This is a genomic window from Azospirillum griseum (assembly GCF_003966125.1).
Taxonomy (GTDB): domain Bacteria; phylum Pseudomonadota; class Alphaproteobacteria; order Azospirillales; family Azospirillaceae; genus Azospirillum; species Azospirillum griseum.
The window spans coordinates 65,581-82,024 of record NZ_RXMA01000008.1 but is presented as its reverse complement, the minus strand read 5'-3'; the positions used below and the strand labels follow the sequence as shown (position 1 = coordinate 82,024).

Below are 16,444 nucleotides of genomic sequence, written 5' to 3'. Positions count from 1 at the left end.
CCTTAGCGCGCGGCGACCGACAGCCCGGACGCGGCGTGCGACGCGGCCAGCTTGGTCTGGTAGGTCTGGATCAGATGCTCGACCGACGCCGAGGTGACGTTGAGGAAGCTGCTCGGGTAGACGCCCATCCACAGAACCACGACGATCAGCGGAACGAAGATCGCCACTTCGCGGGGGGTCAGGTCGAACATCGCCTTGACGTCCGGCTTCACCAGCTTGCCGTAAACAACGCGGCGGTAGAGCCACAGCGCGTAGGCCGCACCCAGCACCATGCCCGTCGCGGCCAGCGCGGCGACCCAGGTGTTGTCACGGAACACACCCAGCAGCACCAGGAATTCGCCGACGAACCCGGCGGTCCCCGGCAGACCGACCGACGCCATGGTCATGAACAGGAACACCACCGCGTATTTCGGCATGTTCTTCACCAGACCGCCGTAACGGGCGATCTCGCGGGTGTGCAGGCGGTCATAAACCACACCGACGCAGAGGAAGAGCGCGCCCGACACGACGCCGTGCGACAGCATCTGGAAGACCGAGCCTTCGATGCCCTGCTGGTTCAGCGCGAACATGCCGATGGTGACAAAGCCCATGTGCGCGACCGACGAGTAGGCGATCAGCTTCTTCATGTCCTCCTGCGCCAGGGCGACCAGCGAGGTGTAGATCACGGCGATGACCGACAGGGTGTAGATCAGCGGCGCGAAATACTCGGTGGCTTCCGGCAGGATCGGAATGTTGAAGCGCAGGAAACCGTAACCGCCCATCTTCAGCAACACACCGGCCAGGATGACCGAACCGGCGGTCGGCGCCTCGACGTGGGCGTCGGGCAACCAGGTGTGGACCGGCCACATCGGCACCTTCACCGCGAAGGAGGCGAAGAAGGCCAGCCACAGCCAGAGCTGCATGTTGCGCGGGAACTGGGTGGCGGTGATCGTCGGCACGTCGGTGGTTCCCGCCACGTAATACATGGCCAGGATCGCCAGAAGCATCAGCACGGAGCCAAGCAGCGTGTAGAGGAAGAACTTGAAGGCGGCGTAGACGCGGCGACCACCGCCCCAAATCCCGATGATGAGGAACATCGGGATCAGGACGCCTTCGAAGAACATGTAGAACAGAACGAAATCCAGCGCGCAGAACATCCCGATCATCAGGGTTTCCAGCGCGAGGAAGGCGATCATGTACTCCTTGACGCGGAGCTGAACCGCTTCCCAGCTCGCCAGGATGCACAGCGGCATCAGGAAGCCGGAGAGGACGACGAACAGCACCGAAATGCCGTCCACGCCCATGTGATAGGTGATGCCGAAATCCGGAATCCAGGCGGCCTTTTCGACCATCTGGTAGCCGGGGTTGCGCGGATCGAAGTTGATCCAAATGAACAGCGTCAGCACGAAGGTGACGAGAGTCGTCCACAGCGCGATGAAGCGGACGTTCCGCACCACATCCGGCGACGTGCCCCTGCAGAACAGCAGGATCAACGCCACACCGACGAGCGGCAGGAAGGTCGTGAACGACAGGAGCGGCCAGCTAGCCATTTTTGTAGTTCCCCCTCAACCGCTCAACCGAACATCGAGAGCCAGGCGACCAGCAGAACGACGCCGATCACCATGGCAAACGCGTAATGATAAACATACCCCGACTGCACCCGGCTGACGCGGCCCGCGATGTCGCGGGTGGCGGCGGCCACACCATCGGGACCGACGCCGTCGATCAGCGCACCGTCGCCCGACTTCCACAGGCCATGGCCCAGGGCCTTGGCCGGACGGGTGAAGAGCGCGTCGTACAGCTCGTCAAAGTACCACTTGTTGAACAGGAACTGGTGCAGCCCCTTGAACAACCGCGCGAAAGTCGCGGGCAGGCTCGGGATCTGGATGTAGGCGATGTAGGCGGCCGCGATGCCGATCAGACCAACCACCAGCGGGGCCAGCCCCACCCAACCGGGCAGGTGATGGTGGGCCGCTTCGATGCTGTCATGCTCGTGCAACGCCAGGATGGCCTTGCCCCAGAACTCCATGCGGTCGTGACCGATGAACCACTGGTGGAAACCGACACCGGCGAACAGCGCGCCCAGGGCCAGAACCGCCAGCGGGATCAGCATGACGATCGGCGACTCATGGGCGTGGTCGTAGACCGACTTCTCCATGCGCGGCTTGCCATGGAAGGTCATGAACAGCAGACGCCAGGAGTAGAAGGCGGTCAGCAGAGCCGCCGCGATGCCGAGCGCGAAGGCGAAACGGCCAACCGGGCTGCCCGAGGCGTAGGCCGCCTCCAGGATCATGTCCTTGGAGTAGAAACCCGCGAAGAAGGGCAGACCGGCGAGCGCGAGGTTGCCGATCCACATCACCGCGTAGGTGAAGGGGATCTTGCGCCACACGCCGCCCATCTTGCGCATGTCCTGCTCGTGATGCAGCGCGTGGATGACCGAACCGGCCCCCAAGAACAGCAGCGCCTTGAAGAAGGCGTGCGTGAACAGGTGGAACATGGCCGCGCCATAGGCCGAAACGCCCGCCGCGAAGAACATGTAGCCGAGCTGGCTCATCGTTGAATAGGCGATGACGCGCTTGATGTCGAACTGGGTGAAACCGATGGTCGCCGCGACGAAGGCGGTCAGGCCACCGACCACCGCCACCACTTCGAGCGCCGCCGGAGCGTATTCGAAGACCGGCGACAGGCGGCAGAGCATGAACACACCGGCCGTCACCATGGTGGCGGCGTGGATGAGCGCCGACACCGGGGTCGGGCCTTCCATCGCGTCCGGCAGCCAGGTGTGCAGACCAAGCTGCGCCGACTTGCCCATGGCACCCATGAACAGCAGCAGGCAGGCGATGGTCAGGCCGTTGAAATCCCAGCTCAGGAAGTGCAGCGAGGCACCGGTCAGCGTCGACGCCTTGGCGAAGATCGCGTCGAACTGGACCGAGCCGGTCAGCACGAAGATCGCGAAGATGCCGAGCGCGAAGCCAAAGTCACCCACGCGGTTGACCAGGAAGGCCTTCATCGCGGCGGCGTTGGCCGAGGGCTTCTCGTACCAGAAGTTGATGAGCAGGTAGGAGGCCAGACCCACCCCTTCCCAACCGAAGAACAGCTGGACGAGGTTGTCGGCCGTCACCAGCATCAGCATGGCGAAGGTGAAGAGCGACAGGTAGCCCATGAAGCGCGGCTTCTGCGGATCCTCGGCCATGTAGCCGATGGAGTACAGATGCACGCAGGCCGACACGCTGTTGACCACCACCAGCATCACGGCGGTGAGCTGGTCGACGCGCAGCGCCCACGACACATCCAGCCCGCCGCTGCGGATCCAGGTCGCCAGCTCGATGGTGCGCGGATGCCCGCCAACGGCGACGTCGAAGAACAGCAGCCAGGACAGAAGCGCCGACAGCAGGACCGCACCCGTCGTGACGAACTGCGCCGCCCGATCGCCCACGGTGGGCGGACCGGCCACGGCGTGATGGTCGTCGTGACCATCATCGTGCGCGTCGTCATGATGGGCATGATCGTCGTGACCATGCGCGTGGTGGTGATGGTCGTGACCGTGGTCATGACCGTGCCCGTGACCCGCCGCCGCCGGTGCGGCCTTCGGCCCACCGAACAGCGCGATCGATCCGGCGATGAGGAACGCCAGAAGCGGGAGGAATACGACGAGGACTTCCATAGCGCCGCCTCAACCCTTCATCATGTTGATGTCTTCGACTCGGATCGAGCCACGGTTGCGGAAGTAGACCACCAGGATGGCCAGACCGATCGCCGCCTCGGCGGCGGCGACGGTCAGAATGATCATCGTGAAGATCTGACCGACCAGATCGTGCAGATGCGTGGAGAAGGCGACCAGATTCAGGTTCACCGCCAGCAGCATCATTTCGATCGACATCAGGATGACGATGACGTTCTTCCGGTTGAGGAAGATCCCAAGGACACCCAGAGTGAAGACGATGGCCGAGACCGTCAGATAATGCCCGAGACCGATCTCCATGATTACACGCCCTCCCCGGACGAAACCTTGCGGATGGCAACCACGCTGTCGCGGTGACGGGCGATCTGCGCGCCGACATCCTGCTTCCGCACACCGACGCGGTGGCGCAGGGTCAGCACGATGGCCCCGATCATGGCGATCAGCAGCACGATGCCGCAGGCTTGGAACAGATAGACATACTGGGTGTACATCAACTGACCGAGCGCGTGGGTGTTCGTCACCGTCGTGATCGCCGGGGTCGGCGCGGCGGCGAGCTTCTCAACCCCCGGAGCCACGATCCAGCCCCCGGCGACGGCGGCCAGTTCGGACAGCAGGATCAGCCCGATCAGGCCACCCAGCGGCAGAACCTCAAGCGCGCCCTGGCGCAGCTCGCGGAAATTGATGTCCAGCATCATCACCACGAACAGGAACAGCACCGCGACCGCGCCGACATACACGATGACCAGGATCATCGCGACGAATTCGGCACCCATCAGCAGGCACAGACCCGCCGCCTGAAAAAAGGCGAGGATGAGATAAAGAACAGAGTGAACCGGGTTGCGCGCCGAGATGACCATCACACCGGAGGCCACCAGCAGCGCGGCGAACACGTAAAAAGCGATGCCTTGCAGTATCATCGAATGTCTCGCTTCCGCTTACCGGTATGGAGCCTCGGCCGCGAGGTTCTGGGCAATCTCCGCCTCCCAGCGGTCGCCGTTCGCCAGCAGCTTCTGCTTGTTGTAGAAAAGCTCTTCACGATTTTCGGTGGAGAACTCGAAGTTCGGCCCCATGACCACCGCGTCCACCGGGCAGGCCTCTTGGCACAGGCCGCAATAGATGCACTTGGTCATGTCGATGTCGTAGCGCGTCGTGCGGCGGCTGCCGTCGTTGCGCGGTTCGGCCTCGATGGTGATGGCCAGCGCCGGGCACACCGCCTCGCAGAGCTTGCAGGCGATGCACCGCTCCTCGCCGTTCGCGTAGCGGCGCAACACGTGCTCGCCACGGAACCGGGAGCTGATCGGCCCCTTCTCATACGGGTAGTTCAGCGTGACCTTGGGCTTGAACATATAGCTGAAGGTCAGCGCTAGGCCGCTCACCAACTCGGTCAGGAACAGGCTGCGCGCCGCGCGGTCGAGGAACGCCATGGCCTCTTCGTCTCCTTCCTTGCCGACGGGCCGCATGGGCGCGTCGGCATTTCAACGAAATTCAGTAATGGGTTGCGAAACGCACGCGGCTCACTTGGGCAGCCAGCCGAACGTCACCAGCACACCGGCGGTCAGCACGACCCAGAACAGCGAGAACGGCAGGAACACCTTCCAACCCAACCGCATCAACTGGTCGTAGCGGTAACGCGGCATGGTGGCGCGAACCCACACGAACGTGAACAGACAGGCGCTGATCTTCAACGCAAACCAGACCACACCCGGGATCCAGGTGAAGGGCGCGAACGGCAACGGCGACAGCCACCCACCCAGGAACAGGATGCTGGTCATCGCGCTCATCAGGATCATGTTGGCGTATTCGCCCAGGAAGAAGAGCGCGAAGGGGGCCGAGCTGTATTCCACCATGAAACCAGCGACCAGCTCGGACTCACCTTCCGGCAAGTCGAAGGGCGAGCGGTTCGTCTCGGCCAGGGCCGAGATGAAGAACATGATGAACATCGGGAACAACGGGATCGCGAACCAGATCGTCTCCTGCGCGCGCACGATGTCCGTCAGGTTCAGCGACCCGACGCACAGCAGCACGGTGATGATGATGAGGCCCATCGACACTTCGTAGGACACCATCTGCGCCGCCGAGCGCAGCGCGCCAAGGAAGGCGTAGCGCGAGTTGGACGCCCAGCCCGCCATGACGATGCCGTACACGCCCAACGAGGAGATGGCGAACAGGTACAGCACGCCGACGTTGATGTTCGACAGCACCACTCCGTAATCGAACGGGATGACCGCCCAGGCGACCAGCGCCAGGAAGAAGGTGATCATCGGCGCGATGTAGAACACCACGCGGTTGGCCCCTTCCGGCAGGATCTGTTCCTTGGCGAACAGCTTCAGACCGTCGGCGAAAGGCTGCAACAGGCCGAACGGACCGACCAGCGACGGCCCTTGGCGGAGCTGCATCGCGCCCATGATCTTGCGTTCGGCGTAGGTCATGAAGGCCACCGCGACCAGCAACGGCACGGTGATCGCCAGGATCTTCAGAACGATGATGATGAGCGGCAGCAGGAAGCCGTTGAAGAACTCAGCCATGGGTGCCAGTCCTCTCCTGAGCAGGGCCGACAAGCGCTTCCGTGCAGTTGGCCATCGTCACCGACGCCCGGCTGATCGGGTCGGTCATGTAGAAGTTGGTGATCGGCGACACGAAGGGAGCCGCGTCAACCGCGCCCTGAACGCCGAACGGTGCCCAGGTTGCCGGGGTCGTCTGGCCCACCGCCGCGAAGATCGGGTTGGCGGCCAGCAGACGCTGACGAAGCTGGCTTTGCGTGTCGAACGGCAGGGTGGCCCCCAGCGCTTCCGACAGCGCGCGGAGGATCTTCCAATCCTCGCGGGCCTCACCCGGCGGGAACGCCGCCAGACGGGCCAGCTGCGGGCGGCCTTCGGTGTTGACGTAGACCGCGTTCTTTTCGGTGTAGGCGGCACCCGGCAGGATGACGTCGGCGCGGTGCGCACCGGCGTCGCCATGGTGGCCCTGGTAGATCACGAACGCCTTGCCCAGCTTGGCGGTGTCGATCTCGTCGGCCCCCAGCAGGTAGACGACATCGATCTCACCCTTCGACGCGCCGTCGAGAATGCCGTGCAGATCGCGGCCACCCTCGCCCGGCAGGAAGCCGGCCTCGATGCCGCCCACGCGCCCGGCGGCGGTGTGCAGCACGTTGAAGCCGCTCCAATCGTCGCGGAACATGCCATAGACTTCGCCGGTGATGCGGGCGGCGGCCTGGACGGCCAGACCGTCGGCGCGCTGGAAGGCGCCCATGCCGACGATCATCAGCGGGTTCTTGGCGTTGCGCAGCGTCTCGGAGAAGGGGTGCGAGCCGTCGGTGAGCTGCTGGAGCGTCTCCGGCCCCGTCCCAATGTGGGCGTAGGGGTAGGTCAGATCCTTCTGCTCGCCGATCAGGGCGATCTTGACGTTGCCAGCCAGATAGCGCTTGCGGATGCGGGCGTTGACCAGCGTGCCTTCCCAGCGCGGGTTGGTGCCGACCAGCAGGATCACATCGGCCTTTTCGATCCCGGCGATGCCGGAATTGAACAGGTAGCCCGCGCGCACCGAGGTGTCGAAGCGCGCGCCATCCTGGCGGCAATCCAGATTGGTCGATCCCAGACGGCCCATCAGCTCCTTCAGGGCGAATTGGGCCTCGACATCGGCCAGATCGCCGGAGATCGCGGCGATGCGGTTGCCCGCCACACCCTTGACCTTGGCGGCGATGGCGGCGAAGGCATCGGCCCAGCTCACCGCCACCAGCTTGCCGTCCTTGCGGACGTAGGGGCGATCCAGGCGTTGGCGCTTCAGCCCGTCATAGGCGTAGCGGCTCTTGTCGCTCAGCCACTCTTCGTTGATGTCGTCGTTGACGCGCGGCAGAACGCGCATCACTTCCGCACCGCGCGTGTCGACGCGGATGTTGGAGCCGACGGCGTCGAGCACGTCGATCGTCTCGGTCTTGCGCAGCTCCCACGGCCGGGCCGTGAAGGCGTAGGGCTTGTGGGTCAGCGCGCCGACCGGGCAGACGTCGGCGAGATTGCCCGACAATTCCGACCCGATGGCCTTTTCAACGAAGGTGGTGATCTCCATATGCTCACCACGGTACACGGCGCCCACATCGGGAACGCCGGCCACCTCGTTGATGAAGCGGACGCAGCGGGTGCAATGGATGCAACGGGTCATGATGGTCTTGATGACCGGACCCATGTACTTGTCTTTGACGGCGCGCTTGTTTTCCAGATAGCGGCCCCGGTCAAAGCCATAGGCCATGGCCTGGTCCTGCAGATCGCACTCGCCGCCCTGGTCGCAGATCGGGCAGTCCAGCGGGTGGTTGATCAGCAGGAACTCCATCACGCCCTTGCGGGCCTTCAGGACGGTTTCGCTGTTGGTCTTCACGACCATCCCGTCGCCACAGGGCATGGCGCAGGAGGCCACCGGCTTGGGCGCGCGCTCCATCTCCACCAGACACATGCGGCAGTTGGCCGGCACGCTCAGGCGTTCGTGGTAGCAGAAGCGCGGAATCTCGATCCCCAGCTGCTCGCAAGCCTGGAGGATCGAGGTGCCCGCCTCGACCTCGATCTCGATCCCGTCGATGGTAAGTTTCGGCATGGGAACGGGAACTCCTTACTCGGCCGCCAGCGGCGCGCTGTTGCGGTAAGCCTGGATGCGCCGCTCAACCTCCGGGCGGAAGTGGCGGAACAGGCCCTGGATCGGCCAGGCGGCGGCGTCGCCCAACGCGCAGATGGTGTGGCCTTCGACCTGCTTGGTGACTTGCAGCAGCATGTCGATTTCTTCCATGCGGGCGTTGCCCGTCACCATGCGCTGCATCACGCGGCTCATCCAGCCGGTGCCCTCGCGGCACGGCGTGCACTGGCCGCAGGATTCATGCGCGTAAAAGCTCGACAGGCGGGCGATCGCCTTCACGATGTCGGTCGACTTGTCCATGACGATGACCGCCGCCGTGCCCAGGCCGGAGCGGACGTCGCGCAGCGAGTCGAAATCCATCAGGACGGTGTCGCAGATCTCCTTGGGCAGCACCGGGACCGACGACCCGCCGGGGATGACCGCCAGCAGATTGTCCCAGCCGCCGCGCACGCCACCGGCGTGGCGCTCGATCAGCTCCTTCAGCGGAATGCCCATCTCTTCTTCGACGTTGCACGGCTTGTTGACGTGCCCGGAGATGCAGAAGAGCTTGGTTCCGGTGTTCTTCGGACGGCCCAGGCCAGCAAACCAGCCCGCCCCGCGCCGCAGAATGGTCGGAACCACCGCGATGGATTCGACGTTGTTCACCGTGGTCGGGCAGGAATACAGACCCGCCTGCGCCGGGAAGGGCGGCTTGTTGCGCGGCTGCCCCTTCTTGCCCTCGATCGACTCGATCAGCGCCGTCTCTTCGCCGCAGATGTACGCACCGGCACCGCGATGGATGTAGACGTCGTAGCTGTAGCCGGTCCCGCAGGCGTTCTTGCCGATCAGCCCAGCCGCGTACGCCTCGTCGATGGCGCGCTGGACGTTGGAGCTTTCGTTGTAGAACTCACCACGGATGTAGATGTAGCAGGCGCTCGCCCCGATGGCGAAACCGGCGATCAGGCAGCCCTCGATCAGTTTGTGCGGATCGTGGCGCAGGATGTCGCGGTCCTTGCAGGTGCCCGGCTCGCCTTCGTCGGCGTTGATGACCAGATACACCGGCTTGTCGGTGACGTTCTTCGGCATGAAGGACCACTTCATGCCGGTCGAGAAACCGGCACCGCCGCGCCCGCGCAGGCCGGAGTCCTTCACATTCTCGATGATCCATTCGCGCCCATTCTGCAGAATGGCCGCCGTGTTGTCCCAGTCACCGCGCTTGCGGGCCGCCTCAAGACCGAAGTCCTGGTAGCCGTAGAGGTTGGTGAAGATGCGGTCCTCGTCGCGAAGCATCGCGGTCTCCCCCCTCAGTCGTCAGCTTGCGTGGTGAAAGCCGCCAGCGTGGTCGGGCCGCCCAGCGGCTCCGACGACCGGCGACCGATCTGCGATCCGGCTTTCGGCCGCTCGCCGCGCTTCAGCGCCTCGATCAGACCGTCCACATGCTCCGGGGCCACGTCTTCGTAATAATCGTCACCGATCTGAACAACCGGCGCGTTGACGCAGGCACCCGAGCATTCGACCTCGCCCAGGGTGAATTGACCGTCGGCGGTGGTTTCGCCCAGGTCGATCCCCAGCTTCTTCTTGCAGGCGTGGACGATGTCGTCCGAACCGCGCAGCCAGCAGGGGGTCGTGGTGCAAACCTGGATGTGGTGTTTGCCGACCGGGTTCTTGTTGTACATCGTGTAGAAGGTCGCGACCTCGTACACGCGGATGCGCGGCATCCCCAGCAGGTCGGCCACGGCGTCCATGGCAACGCGCGGCAGCCAGCCACCGTTCTGACGCTGGGCCACGTCCAGCAGCGGCATGCAGGCGCTGGCCTGTTTGCCGACCGGGTATTTGGCGATGATTCGCTGGGCCAACTCCAGGTTTTCCTGGGTGAAGGCGAAGCTCGTCGGCTCGTGGCCGTGATCGGAAGCGGGCGCGCTCATCGATCGATCTCTCCGAAAACGATGTCCATGGACGCGATGTTGGCGACGGCGTCGGCCAGCATGTGCCCCTTGGACATGAAGTCCAGGCCCTGAAGGTGGGCAAATCCCGGCGCGCGGATCTTGCAGCGGTAGGGCTTGTTCGTGCCGTCGGACACCAGATACACGCCGAACTCGCCCTTGGGCGCTTCGATGGCGGTGTAGGTTTCGCCCGCCGGAACGTGGAAGCCCTCGGTGAACAGCTTGAAGTGATGGATCAGCGCTTCCATCGACCGCTTCATCTCGCCGCGCGGCGGCGGGGCGACCTTGCGGTCTTCGATCTTGAACGGCCCCTCGGGCATTTCCTTGCAGCATTGGCGGATGATGCGCAGCGACTGGCGCATTTCCTCCATGCGGACCAGGTAACGGCCCCAGCAATCGCCGGTCAGACCCACCGGGATGTCGAAATCCATGCGGTCGTAGACCTCGTAGGGCTGCGACTTGCGCAGATCCCACGCCACGCCGGAACCGCGCAGCATCGGGCCGGTGAAGCCCCAATCGAGCGCCTGTTCCTTGGTGACGATGCCGATGTCGACGGTGCGCTGCTTGAAAATCCGGTTGTCCGTCAACAGATTGTCGACGTCTTCCATGAATTTCGGGAATTGCTCGGTGAAGGCCCAGATGTCGTCCAGCAGGCCATCGGGCAGATCCCAGGCCACCCCGCCCGGACGGAAATAATTGGCGTGCAGACGCGCGCCCGACACACGCTCGTAGAACTCCATCAGCAGCTCGCGCTGCTCGAAGCCCCACAGCGGCGGCGTGATGGCACCGACGTCGATCGCACCCATCGTCACCGCGAGGATGTGATTGAGGATGCGGGTGATTTCCGAGAACAGGACGCGGATGTATTGCGCGCGCAGCGGCAGCTTGATCTGCAACAGATTCTCGATGCCGAGCACGAAGGCGTGCTCCATGCACATCGGGCTGACGTAATCCAGACGGTCGAAATAGGGAGTCGCCTGGATGTAGGTCTTGTGCTCGATCAGCTTTTCGGTGCCACGGTGCAGCAGGCCGATGTGCGGATCGCAACGCTCCACCACCTCGCCGTTCAGCTCCATCACCAGACGGAGCACGCCGTGGGCGGCCGGGTGCTGCGGCCCGAAATTCATCGTGTAGGGCTTGATCTGCGTCTTGGCGGCCGGTCCGCCAGCGCCAGCCACGACGACGCCGGTCGTCGGTTCGCTCGTCACGGTCGTCATGCTCACGGCGTCTTGCTCCCGTCCTGGAGGGCGGCCTTCTCGTCACCCGGCAGCATGACGTTGGTCATGCCTTCCCACGGGCTGAGGAAATCGAAGCTGCGGAAGTCCTGCGTCAGCCGCACCGGCTCGTAGACCACGCGCTTCTGATCCTCGTCGTAGCGGACCTCGACATAGCCGGTCAGCGGGAAATCCTTGCGGAACGGATGCCCTTCGAACCCGTAGTCGGTCAGGATCCGGCGCAGGTCCGGGTGGTTGTCGAAGAAGACGCCGAACAGGTCCCAGGTCTCGCGCTCGAACCAGTTGGCCGCGCTGTAGACCGACACCGCCGACGGGACGGGCGTGTCCTCGTCGGTGGTCAGCTTCACGCGCATGCGCCGGTTGTGCTTGTAGCTGAGGAGTTGGTAGATCACCTCGAACCGCTCGATGCGTTCGGGATAATCGACCGCCGTCACGTCAGTCAGCTGTTCAAACGAGAACGCCGGATCGTCGCGCAGCGTGGTCAGCGCCGTGAGGATGGCGGCGCGTTTGACCGTCACCATCAGCTGGCCGAGCTTCACCTCAACCGTCAGGACGTCGCCGCCAAGCTTGGCGGCGATCGCGTCCCCGAGTTCCTTCAACGCCTGTTCGGACATGGGCCGTACCCTGCCTTCTTCCTGGTCTTAGCGAGCGATGCGGTTGCCGCGCCGGATCTTTTTCTGAAGCTGGAGGATGCCATAGACCAGGGCTTCCGCCGTCGGCGGGCAACCCGGCACATAGATGTCCACCGGCACGACCCGGTCGCAGCCGCGCACCACCGCGTAAGAGTAATGGTAGTAACCGCCGCCGTTGGCGCAGGATCCCATGGAGATGACCCAGCGCGGTTCCGGCATCTGGTCGTAGACCTTGCGCAGCGCCGGGGCCATCTTGTTGGTCAGCGTGCCGGCGACGATCATGCAATCGGACTGGCGCGGGCTGGGACGCGGAATCACGCCAAAGCGGTCCAGATCGTACCGGCTCATGTAGGCGTGGATCATCTCCACCGCGCAGCAGGCCAGACCGAAGGTCATCGGCCACAGCGAACCGGTGCGCGCCCAGGCCAGCAAATCCTCGTACTTGGCCAGCACGAAGCCCTTGTCCTGGATCTCGTCGGACACGGCGCGGATGTACGCGTCCTGCTCCGGGCCGGGGGGAATTGGCGCCAGCGGATTGGCGATCTTCACTCCCATTCCAAGGCTCCCTTCTTCCACTCGTAAATGAAGCCGATGGTCAGGATGCCCAGGAACAGCATCATGGACCAGAAGCCGAACAGCCCGATGTCACCCAGCGCGATGGCCCAGGGGAACAGGAAGGCGACCTCCAGGTCGAAAATGATGAACAGGATCGAGACCAGATAGAACCGCACGTCGAATTTGGTGCGGGCGTCCTCGAACGGCTCGAAGCCGCATTCGTAGGGGGAGACCTTTTCGGCGTCCGGGTTCTTCGGGCTGATGATGTAGGACGCGCCCACCATCACCACGGCCAGCGCGATACCGATCAGCAGGAACACCAGGATCGGAAGATACTCAATGATCAGCGGAGTCGACACCGCGTTCCTCCCATAAGCCCACGGCCACGAACGCCGTCCCATCCGTTTGTCGGAGGAAACGCGCGGCGTGGCAGGAATGCCTTGGATTAGCCCATCAGACGGGCCGGAATATATGCCGAGTGTGGATGCAAGGAAAGGGCTTTGAACGCGTCCGACTCGGCAATAGGGGATTCCGATTACAGAATTTCCCTTGGTATTACCAAGCATTTTCAAAGCGAAGCGCAAGTCTGGACCAAAAGCAAAAAGGCCCGCAATCTTGCGAGCCATTCTCAAGAAGCAACTTTTAAAAGGAAGTGGCGCGAGTGACGGGACTTGAACCCGCGGCCTCCGGCGTGACAGGCCGGCGCTCTAACCAACTGAGCTACACCCGCGCTGATCGACGTTTGGAAGCAACCTGTCTCTTCAAGTCAAACCCTTGAGACACCTGCTGTTTCCACCGGGCCAAGGCCCCGTCGTTCGGTGCGCGGGTTTTAGACGGCGACCAGGATCCTGTCAACGGGAAATTTCATAAATCCGGTCAGGACAGGCTGTGTTCCTCGCGCCGCAATTCGCTCAAGCGTTCGAACGCCTGGATCATGCCCGTGGACAGATCCCGATGGTCCACGGCGTCCGGTCCACCGAATCGCGTCAACGCCTCTTCCAGCGCGCGGGCCAAATGCTCCGCCACCTCCAGATGGCGTTGCTCCAGCGCCAGGTCCAGCGCGGCAAGAATGCGGTCGCCAAGGCGTCGCTCGTTCAAGGTCATGATGTGCCCCCTTTTCGATGACCGTGGCGGTGCTGGATCATAGCAGAACACCCCTGCCCTGCCGATGTTTTGTGGTGGGGCACGGCCGCAACGCGCGCCAGCAAGGGGGTTCAGGCCATTGCGCCCGCATGCCATAATGTGCGTCTGACCATTCTGTGGGAATGATGCGCACGCCCTGCCCTTTCCAGCTTCGCCCCGCCGTTCGTCTCGGCCTGACCACCAGCCTCGCGCTGGGATTCCTGCTCCACGCCGACACGGCCTTGGCCGGTGCCAATGTGTCCGCCGGACAGGCCGAAGCGAAGGAGGTTGCCAAGTCGATGGGCAACTGCACCCCGGCCAAGGTGGAGGTCATGCGCTACGCCCCGGGCCGGGAGAGCAGCACCGTGTTCAAAGTGGGGTGCACGGAGGACAAGGACGCCTTTGTGCTGGTCCAATGCCGCTCGCGGATTTGCTCGCTCCTGCGATGACCCAATTTAGGATTTTTTAATCATGTCGGCGCGCAGTGTATCGCAAGATCGAATCGCGGGATGGATCGGATGGCGACCGTTGCGGCTCACCCTTCACGTCAATGGCTGGCGGTCGCGGCCTTGGTCGCCGCCCTTCCCCTGTGCGCGTGCAGCCCCACCACGGTAACGGGGGTGGACATCCTGACCCTGAACACCACCCGGAAGACCGTCGGCGACCACATCGCCTCGGGCATCACCGGGAAGGACTGCTCGCTCATCAATCTGTCGGAAACGGGCACCTATTGCCCGGAAAAGGTCGTGGTCGACCGCTCGCGCCTCTACTGCTACCGCACCTTGGCCGAGGTCGAATGCCACCACATCCCGGACCCGTACAAGAACGGGACCACGGCGCTGGCCAGCCCGCCGCCCGACATCAAACCCGCAGGGCCAAAGGCCAAGGGTTGGTTCGACGAATGAGCGCCCCTATGGCCCGCCCTTATCAGGATCGTTATCAGGATCGTTGGATTTTCTTGGTAACGAAGGCTTTGGCGATGGCCATCATCGCTTTCTCATGTCCGGGGTCGCCGGCGTCCTTGTAGCGCGCCGCACGGTCGGCAGCCCCCGGGGACGATGGGGACGATGGGGACGACGGGGATGCCGCCGCCGGGGCGGTGGCCCCTGCCCCCTCCTCCGGGTCACGTCCCAATTGATTGAGCACGCTTTCCAACGCGTCGCGGCTGAGACCGGACGCCGACACGCGCCCGCCGCCCACCGACGCGCCGGGCCGCGCCCGCGACGATCCGCTGCTGGGTGGCCGGGCCGCCCGTTCGATCGAAGCGGCCACGATGGCCTTCAAAAAGGGTTGGGCCATGCCGCGCAACAGCTCCGGATCGCTGGCCGCCCAGGTCATCAGGATTTTCTGCGCCAACGCCCGGCTGCCCTTTGACGCCAGAATCGCTTCGCGCACCTTGCCATCCACGTAGGAATTGGTCATCGCCCGCACGCCCCCACCAGGGCCACAACCGACCGGTCGGGCCGGTTTCGACTGTCCGTCCAGATCGGTTAACAAAGTCTTGCGATGAACGAATCCTTGCCCCGGCAACGGCTTTGCCGCGATAGTGAGCGCCATGCTGATCGAAACCTTCGCCGATCTGATTTGCCCCTGGTGCTACATCGGCAAAGGCCGACTGGCGCGTGCGCTGGATCTGCGGCCGGGGATTCCCCTTGAGATTCGCTGGCAACCTTTTCAACTCAACCCCGACATGCCGCCGGGCGGCATGGCCCGCTCCGACTATCTGGCCTTGAAATTCGGCGGAGCCGAGCGGGCGCGGCAGATTCACCGGATGGTGGAGGAAACCGCCGAGCGCGACGGCCTGCCCTTGGCGCTCGACCGGATTCGCCGCACCCCCAACAGCTTTGACGCCCACCGCGCGATCCGCATCGCCGCCCAATCCGGCCACGGCAACGTCATGGCCGATGCGCTGTTCGCGGCCTACTTCGTCCAGGGCTTGGACATCAGCGATCACGAGGTGCTGGCCGCCGTGGCGGTCGGTGTCGGTTTGAACGGTGACGCGATGAAGGCCAGCCTCGCCGCCGGCACCGAAAGCGCAGCGGTGCAATCCGCCGACGCGTTGGCCCGGCACATGGGCTTGCAGGCGGTCCCCTGCTACATCTTCAACCGGCGCTACGCGCTGTCGGGGGCACAGGAGCCGGCCAGCTTCCTGCCTTTGTTGGATCTGGGCGTGGTCGAATCGGCCAACGCCTCCACACCGGTCAGCGGTTGACCCGCCTTTTCCAAATCTTCTGGCCTGGATCGTCTCAACCGGATTTCTTGTCCCACGCGCCGCGTTCGGTCTGCTGCCAATAGGTCAGGCTGTGACCGGCGGCCTTGCAGGTCTTCCAGCGGCCACGCGCCGCCAGCACCGCGTCGTCATCGTTGCCGTCGAACAGATCGCAAACCAAATCATACTGGTCGATGCGTTCGCTGACCGACCCATCCACCGCCACCAGCACGGTGGCCGCGTTCGGGTTCTCATCCTCCGCCGTCAACCAGATCGGTTGCTGATCGGCAAAGCCATCGCGCGCCGCGCCATGGGGCAAGAAGCTGTTGGGGTCGTAGGTCCACAAAAGCTGGTTGAGCGCGTCCACCCGCTCCGCCGACGCCGCCAGCACCACGGCGCGCCAGTTCCGCTCCAGAACCTTTTCCAGGATCTTGGGCAGCGCCTGTTCCAGCGTCTGGCGTTGCAGGTGATAGAAGCGGACTTCGGTCATC

General features: G+C 64.0%; 19 protein-coding genes and 1 tRNA gene. 3 read left to right on the top strand and 17 right to left on the bottom strand.

Annotated features, from left to right (window positions below; translation table 11 throughout):
* Positions 1–2: 2 nt before the first annotated feature.
* The 15 genes from EJ903_RS10725 to EJ903_RS10655 form a co-directional block, all read right to left on the bottom strand.
* Positions 3–1,529 (bottom strand): NADH-quinone oxidoreductase subunit M, encoded by a 1,527-nt coding sequence (locus tag EJ903_RS10725; protein WP_126614968.1) that lies wholly within the window; start codon positions 1,527–1,529, stop codon positions 3–5.
* A 23-nt stretch (positions 1,530–1,552) separates the two neighbouring features.
* Positions 1,553–3,643, bottom strand: coding sequence for an NADH-quinone oxidoreductase subunit L (gene nuoL, locus EJ903_RS10720; RefSeq protein ID WP_126614966.1), 2,091 nt, complete (start codon positions 3,641–3,643; stop codon positions 1,553–1,555).
* A 9-nt stretch (positions 3,644–3,652) separates the two neighbouring features.
* Complete coding sequence (gene nuoK, locus EJ903_RS10715; protein WP_126614964.1) at positions 3,653–3,961, bottom strand: NADH-quinone oxidoreductase subunit NuoK; 309 nt, start codon at positions 3,959–3,961, stop codon at positions 3,653–3,655.
* A gap of 2 nt (positions 3,962–3,963) precedes the next feature.
* Positions 3,964–4,578, bottom strand: a complete 615-nt coding sequence (locus EJ903_RS10710) for an NADH-quinone oxidoreductase subunit J (protein WP_126614963.1) — start codon at positions 4,576–4,578, stop codon at positions 3,964–3,966.
* Between the two features lie 18 nt (positions 4,579–4,596).
* Positions 4,597–5,085 carry an NADH-quinone oxidoreductase subunit NuoI gene (nuoI, locus tag EJ903_RS10705; protein WP_126614961.1) on the bottom strand — a complete coding sequence of 163 codons (489 nt, stop codon included), beginning with the start codon at positions 5,083–5,085 and terminating at the stop codon, positions 4,597–4,599.
* Positions 5,086–5,175: 90 nt separating this feature from the next.
* Positions 5,176–6,186 carry an NADH-quinone oxidoreductase subunit NuoH gene (gene nuoH, locus EJ903_RS10700; protein ID WP_126614959.1) on the bottom strand — a complete coding sequence of 337 codons (1,011 nt, stop codon included), beginning with the start codon at positions 6,184–6,186 and terminating at the stop codon, positions 5,176–5,178.
* Positions 6,179–8,242 (bottom strand): NADH-quinone oxidoreductase subunit NuoG, encoded by a 2,064-nt coding sequence (gene nuoG / locus EJ903_RS10695; RefSeq protein WP_126614957.1) that lies wholly within the window; start codon positions 8,240–8,242, stop codon positions 6,179–6,181. The genes nuoH and nuoG overlap by 8 nt, the downstream gene beginning before the upstream one ends.
* 15 nt (positions 8,243–8,257) lie before the next feature.
* Complete coding sequence (gene nuoF / locus EJ903_RS10690) at positions 8,258–9,547, bottom strand: NADH-quinone oxidoreductase subunit NuoF (protein WP_126614955.1); 1,290 nt, start codon at positions 9,545–9,547, stop codon at positions 8,258–8,260.
* 14 nt (positions 9,548–9,561) lie between these two features.
* Positions 9,562–10,182: an NADH-quinone oxidoreductase subunit NuoE gene (nuoE, locus tag EJ903_RS10685; protein WP_126614953.1), complete on the bottom strand. Its 621-nt coding sequence runs from the start codon at positions 10,180–10,182 to the stop codon at positions 9,562–9,564.
* A complete protein-coding gene (locus EJ903_RS10680; protein ID WP_417281861.1) occupies positions 10,179–11,327 on the bottom strand; it encodes an NADH-quinone oxidoreductase subunit D in 1,149 nt (382 codons plus the stop codon). Before EJ903_RS10680 ends, nuoE begins: the two co-directional genes overlap by 4 nt.
* 92 nt (positions 11,328–11,419) lie before the next feature.
* The gene (locus EJ903_RS10675; RefSeq protein ID WP_126614949.1) at positions 11,420–12,049 is read right to left on the bottom strand and encodes an NADH-quinone oxidoreductase subunit C; all 630 of its coding nucleotides are present in this window, start codon (positions 12,047–12,049) and stop codon (positions 11,420–11,422) included.
* Between the two features lie 27 nt (positions 12,050–12,076).
* Positions 12,077–12,622: a NuoB/complex I 20 kDa subunit family protein gene (locus EJ903_RS10670; protein WP_174237280.1), complete on the bottom strand. Its 546-nt coding sequence runs from the start codon at positions 12,620–12,622 to the stop codon at positions 12,077–12,079.
* Complete coding sequence (locus EJ903_RS10665; protein ID WP_119830577.1) at positions 12,613–12,981, bottom strand: NADH-quinone oxidoreductase subunit A; 369 nt, start codon at positions 12,979–12,981, stop codon at positions 12,613–12,615. The genes EJ903_RS10670 and EJ903_RS10665 overlap by 10 nt, the downstream gene beginning before the upstream one ends.
* A gap of 294 nt (positions 12,982–13,275) precedes the next feature.
* Positions 13,276–13,352, bottom strand: a tRNA-Asp gene (locus tag EJ903_RS10660).
* A gap of 146 nt (positions 13,353–13,498) precedes the next feature.
* Positions 13,499–13,726, bottom strand: a complete 228-nt coding sequence (locus tag EJ903_RS10655; protein ID WP_126614945.1) for a hypothetical protein — start codon at positions 13,724–13,726, stop codon at positions 13,499–13,501.
* Between the two features lie 161 nt (positions 13,727–13,887).
* Here EJ903_RS10655 and EJ903_RS10650 point away from each other — a divergent pair, with 161 nt between their 5' ends.
* Complete coding sequence (locus tag EJ903_RS10650) at positions 13,888–14,193, top strand: hypothetical protein (protein WP_246015437.1); 306 nt, start codon at positions 13,888–13,890, stop codon at positions 14,191–14,193.
* Positions 14,194–14,262: 69 nt separating this feature from the next.
* Positions 14,263–14,649 (top strand): hypothetical protein, encoded by a 387-nt coding sequence (locus EJ903_RS10645; protein WP_126614943.1) that lies wholly within the window; start codon positions 14,263–14,265, stop codon positions 14,647–14,649.
* Positions 14,650–14,683: 34 nt separating this feature from the next.
* Here the strand turns inward: EJ903_RS10645 and EJ903_RS10640 are convergent, their stop codons facing one another.
* Positions 14,684–15,166 carry a hypothetical protein gene (locus tag EJ903_RS10640; RefSeq protein WP_126614941.1) on the bottom strand — a complete coding sequence of 161 codons (483 nt, stop codon included), beginning with the start codon at positions 15,164–15,166 and terminating at the stop codon, positions 14,684–14,686.
* A gap of 133 nt (positions 15,167–15,299) precedes the next feature.
* Between EJ903_RS10640 and EJ903_RS10635 the strand changes: the two genes are divergently transcribed.
* Entirely contained in the window at positions 15,300–15,956 is a 657-nt protein-coding gene (locus EJ903_RS10635; protein ID WP_126614939.1) for a DsbA family oxidoreductase, read from the top strand.
* Positions 15,957–15,990: 34 nt separating this feature from the next.
* On the opposite strand, the gene EJ903_RS10630 is transcribed toward EJ903_RS10635, so the two are convergent.
* Positions 15,991–16,443 carry a DNA polymerase III subunit chi gene (locus tag EJ903_RS10630; protein ID WP_126614937.1) on the bottom strand — a complete coding sequence of 151 codons (453 nt, stop codon included), beginning with the start codon at positions 16,441–16,443 and terminating at the stop codon, positions 15,991–15,993.
* Position 16,444 lies beyond the last annotated feature (1 nt).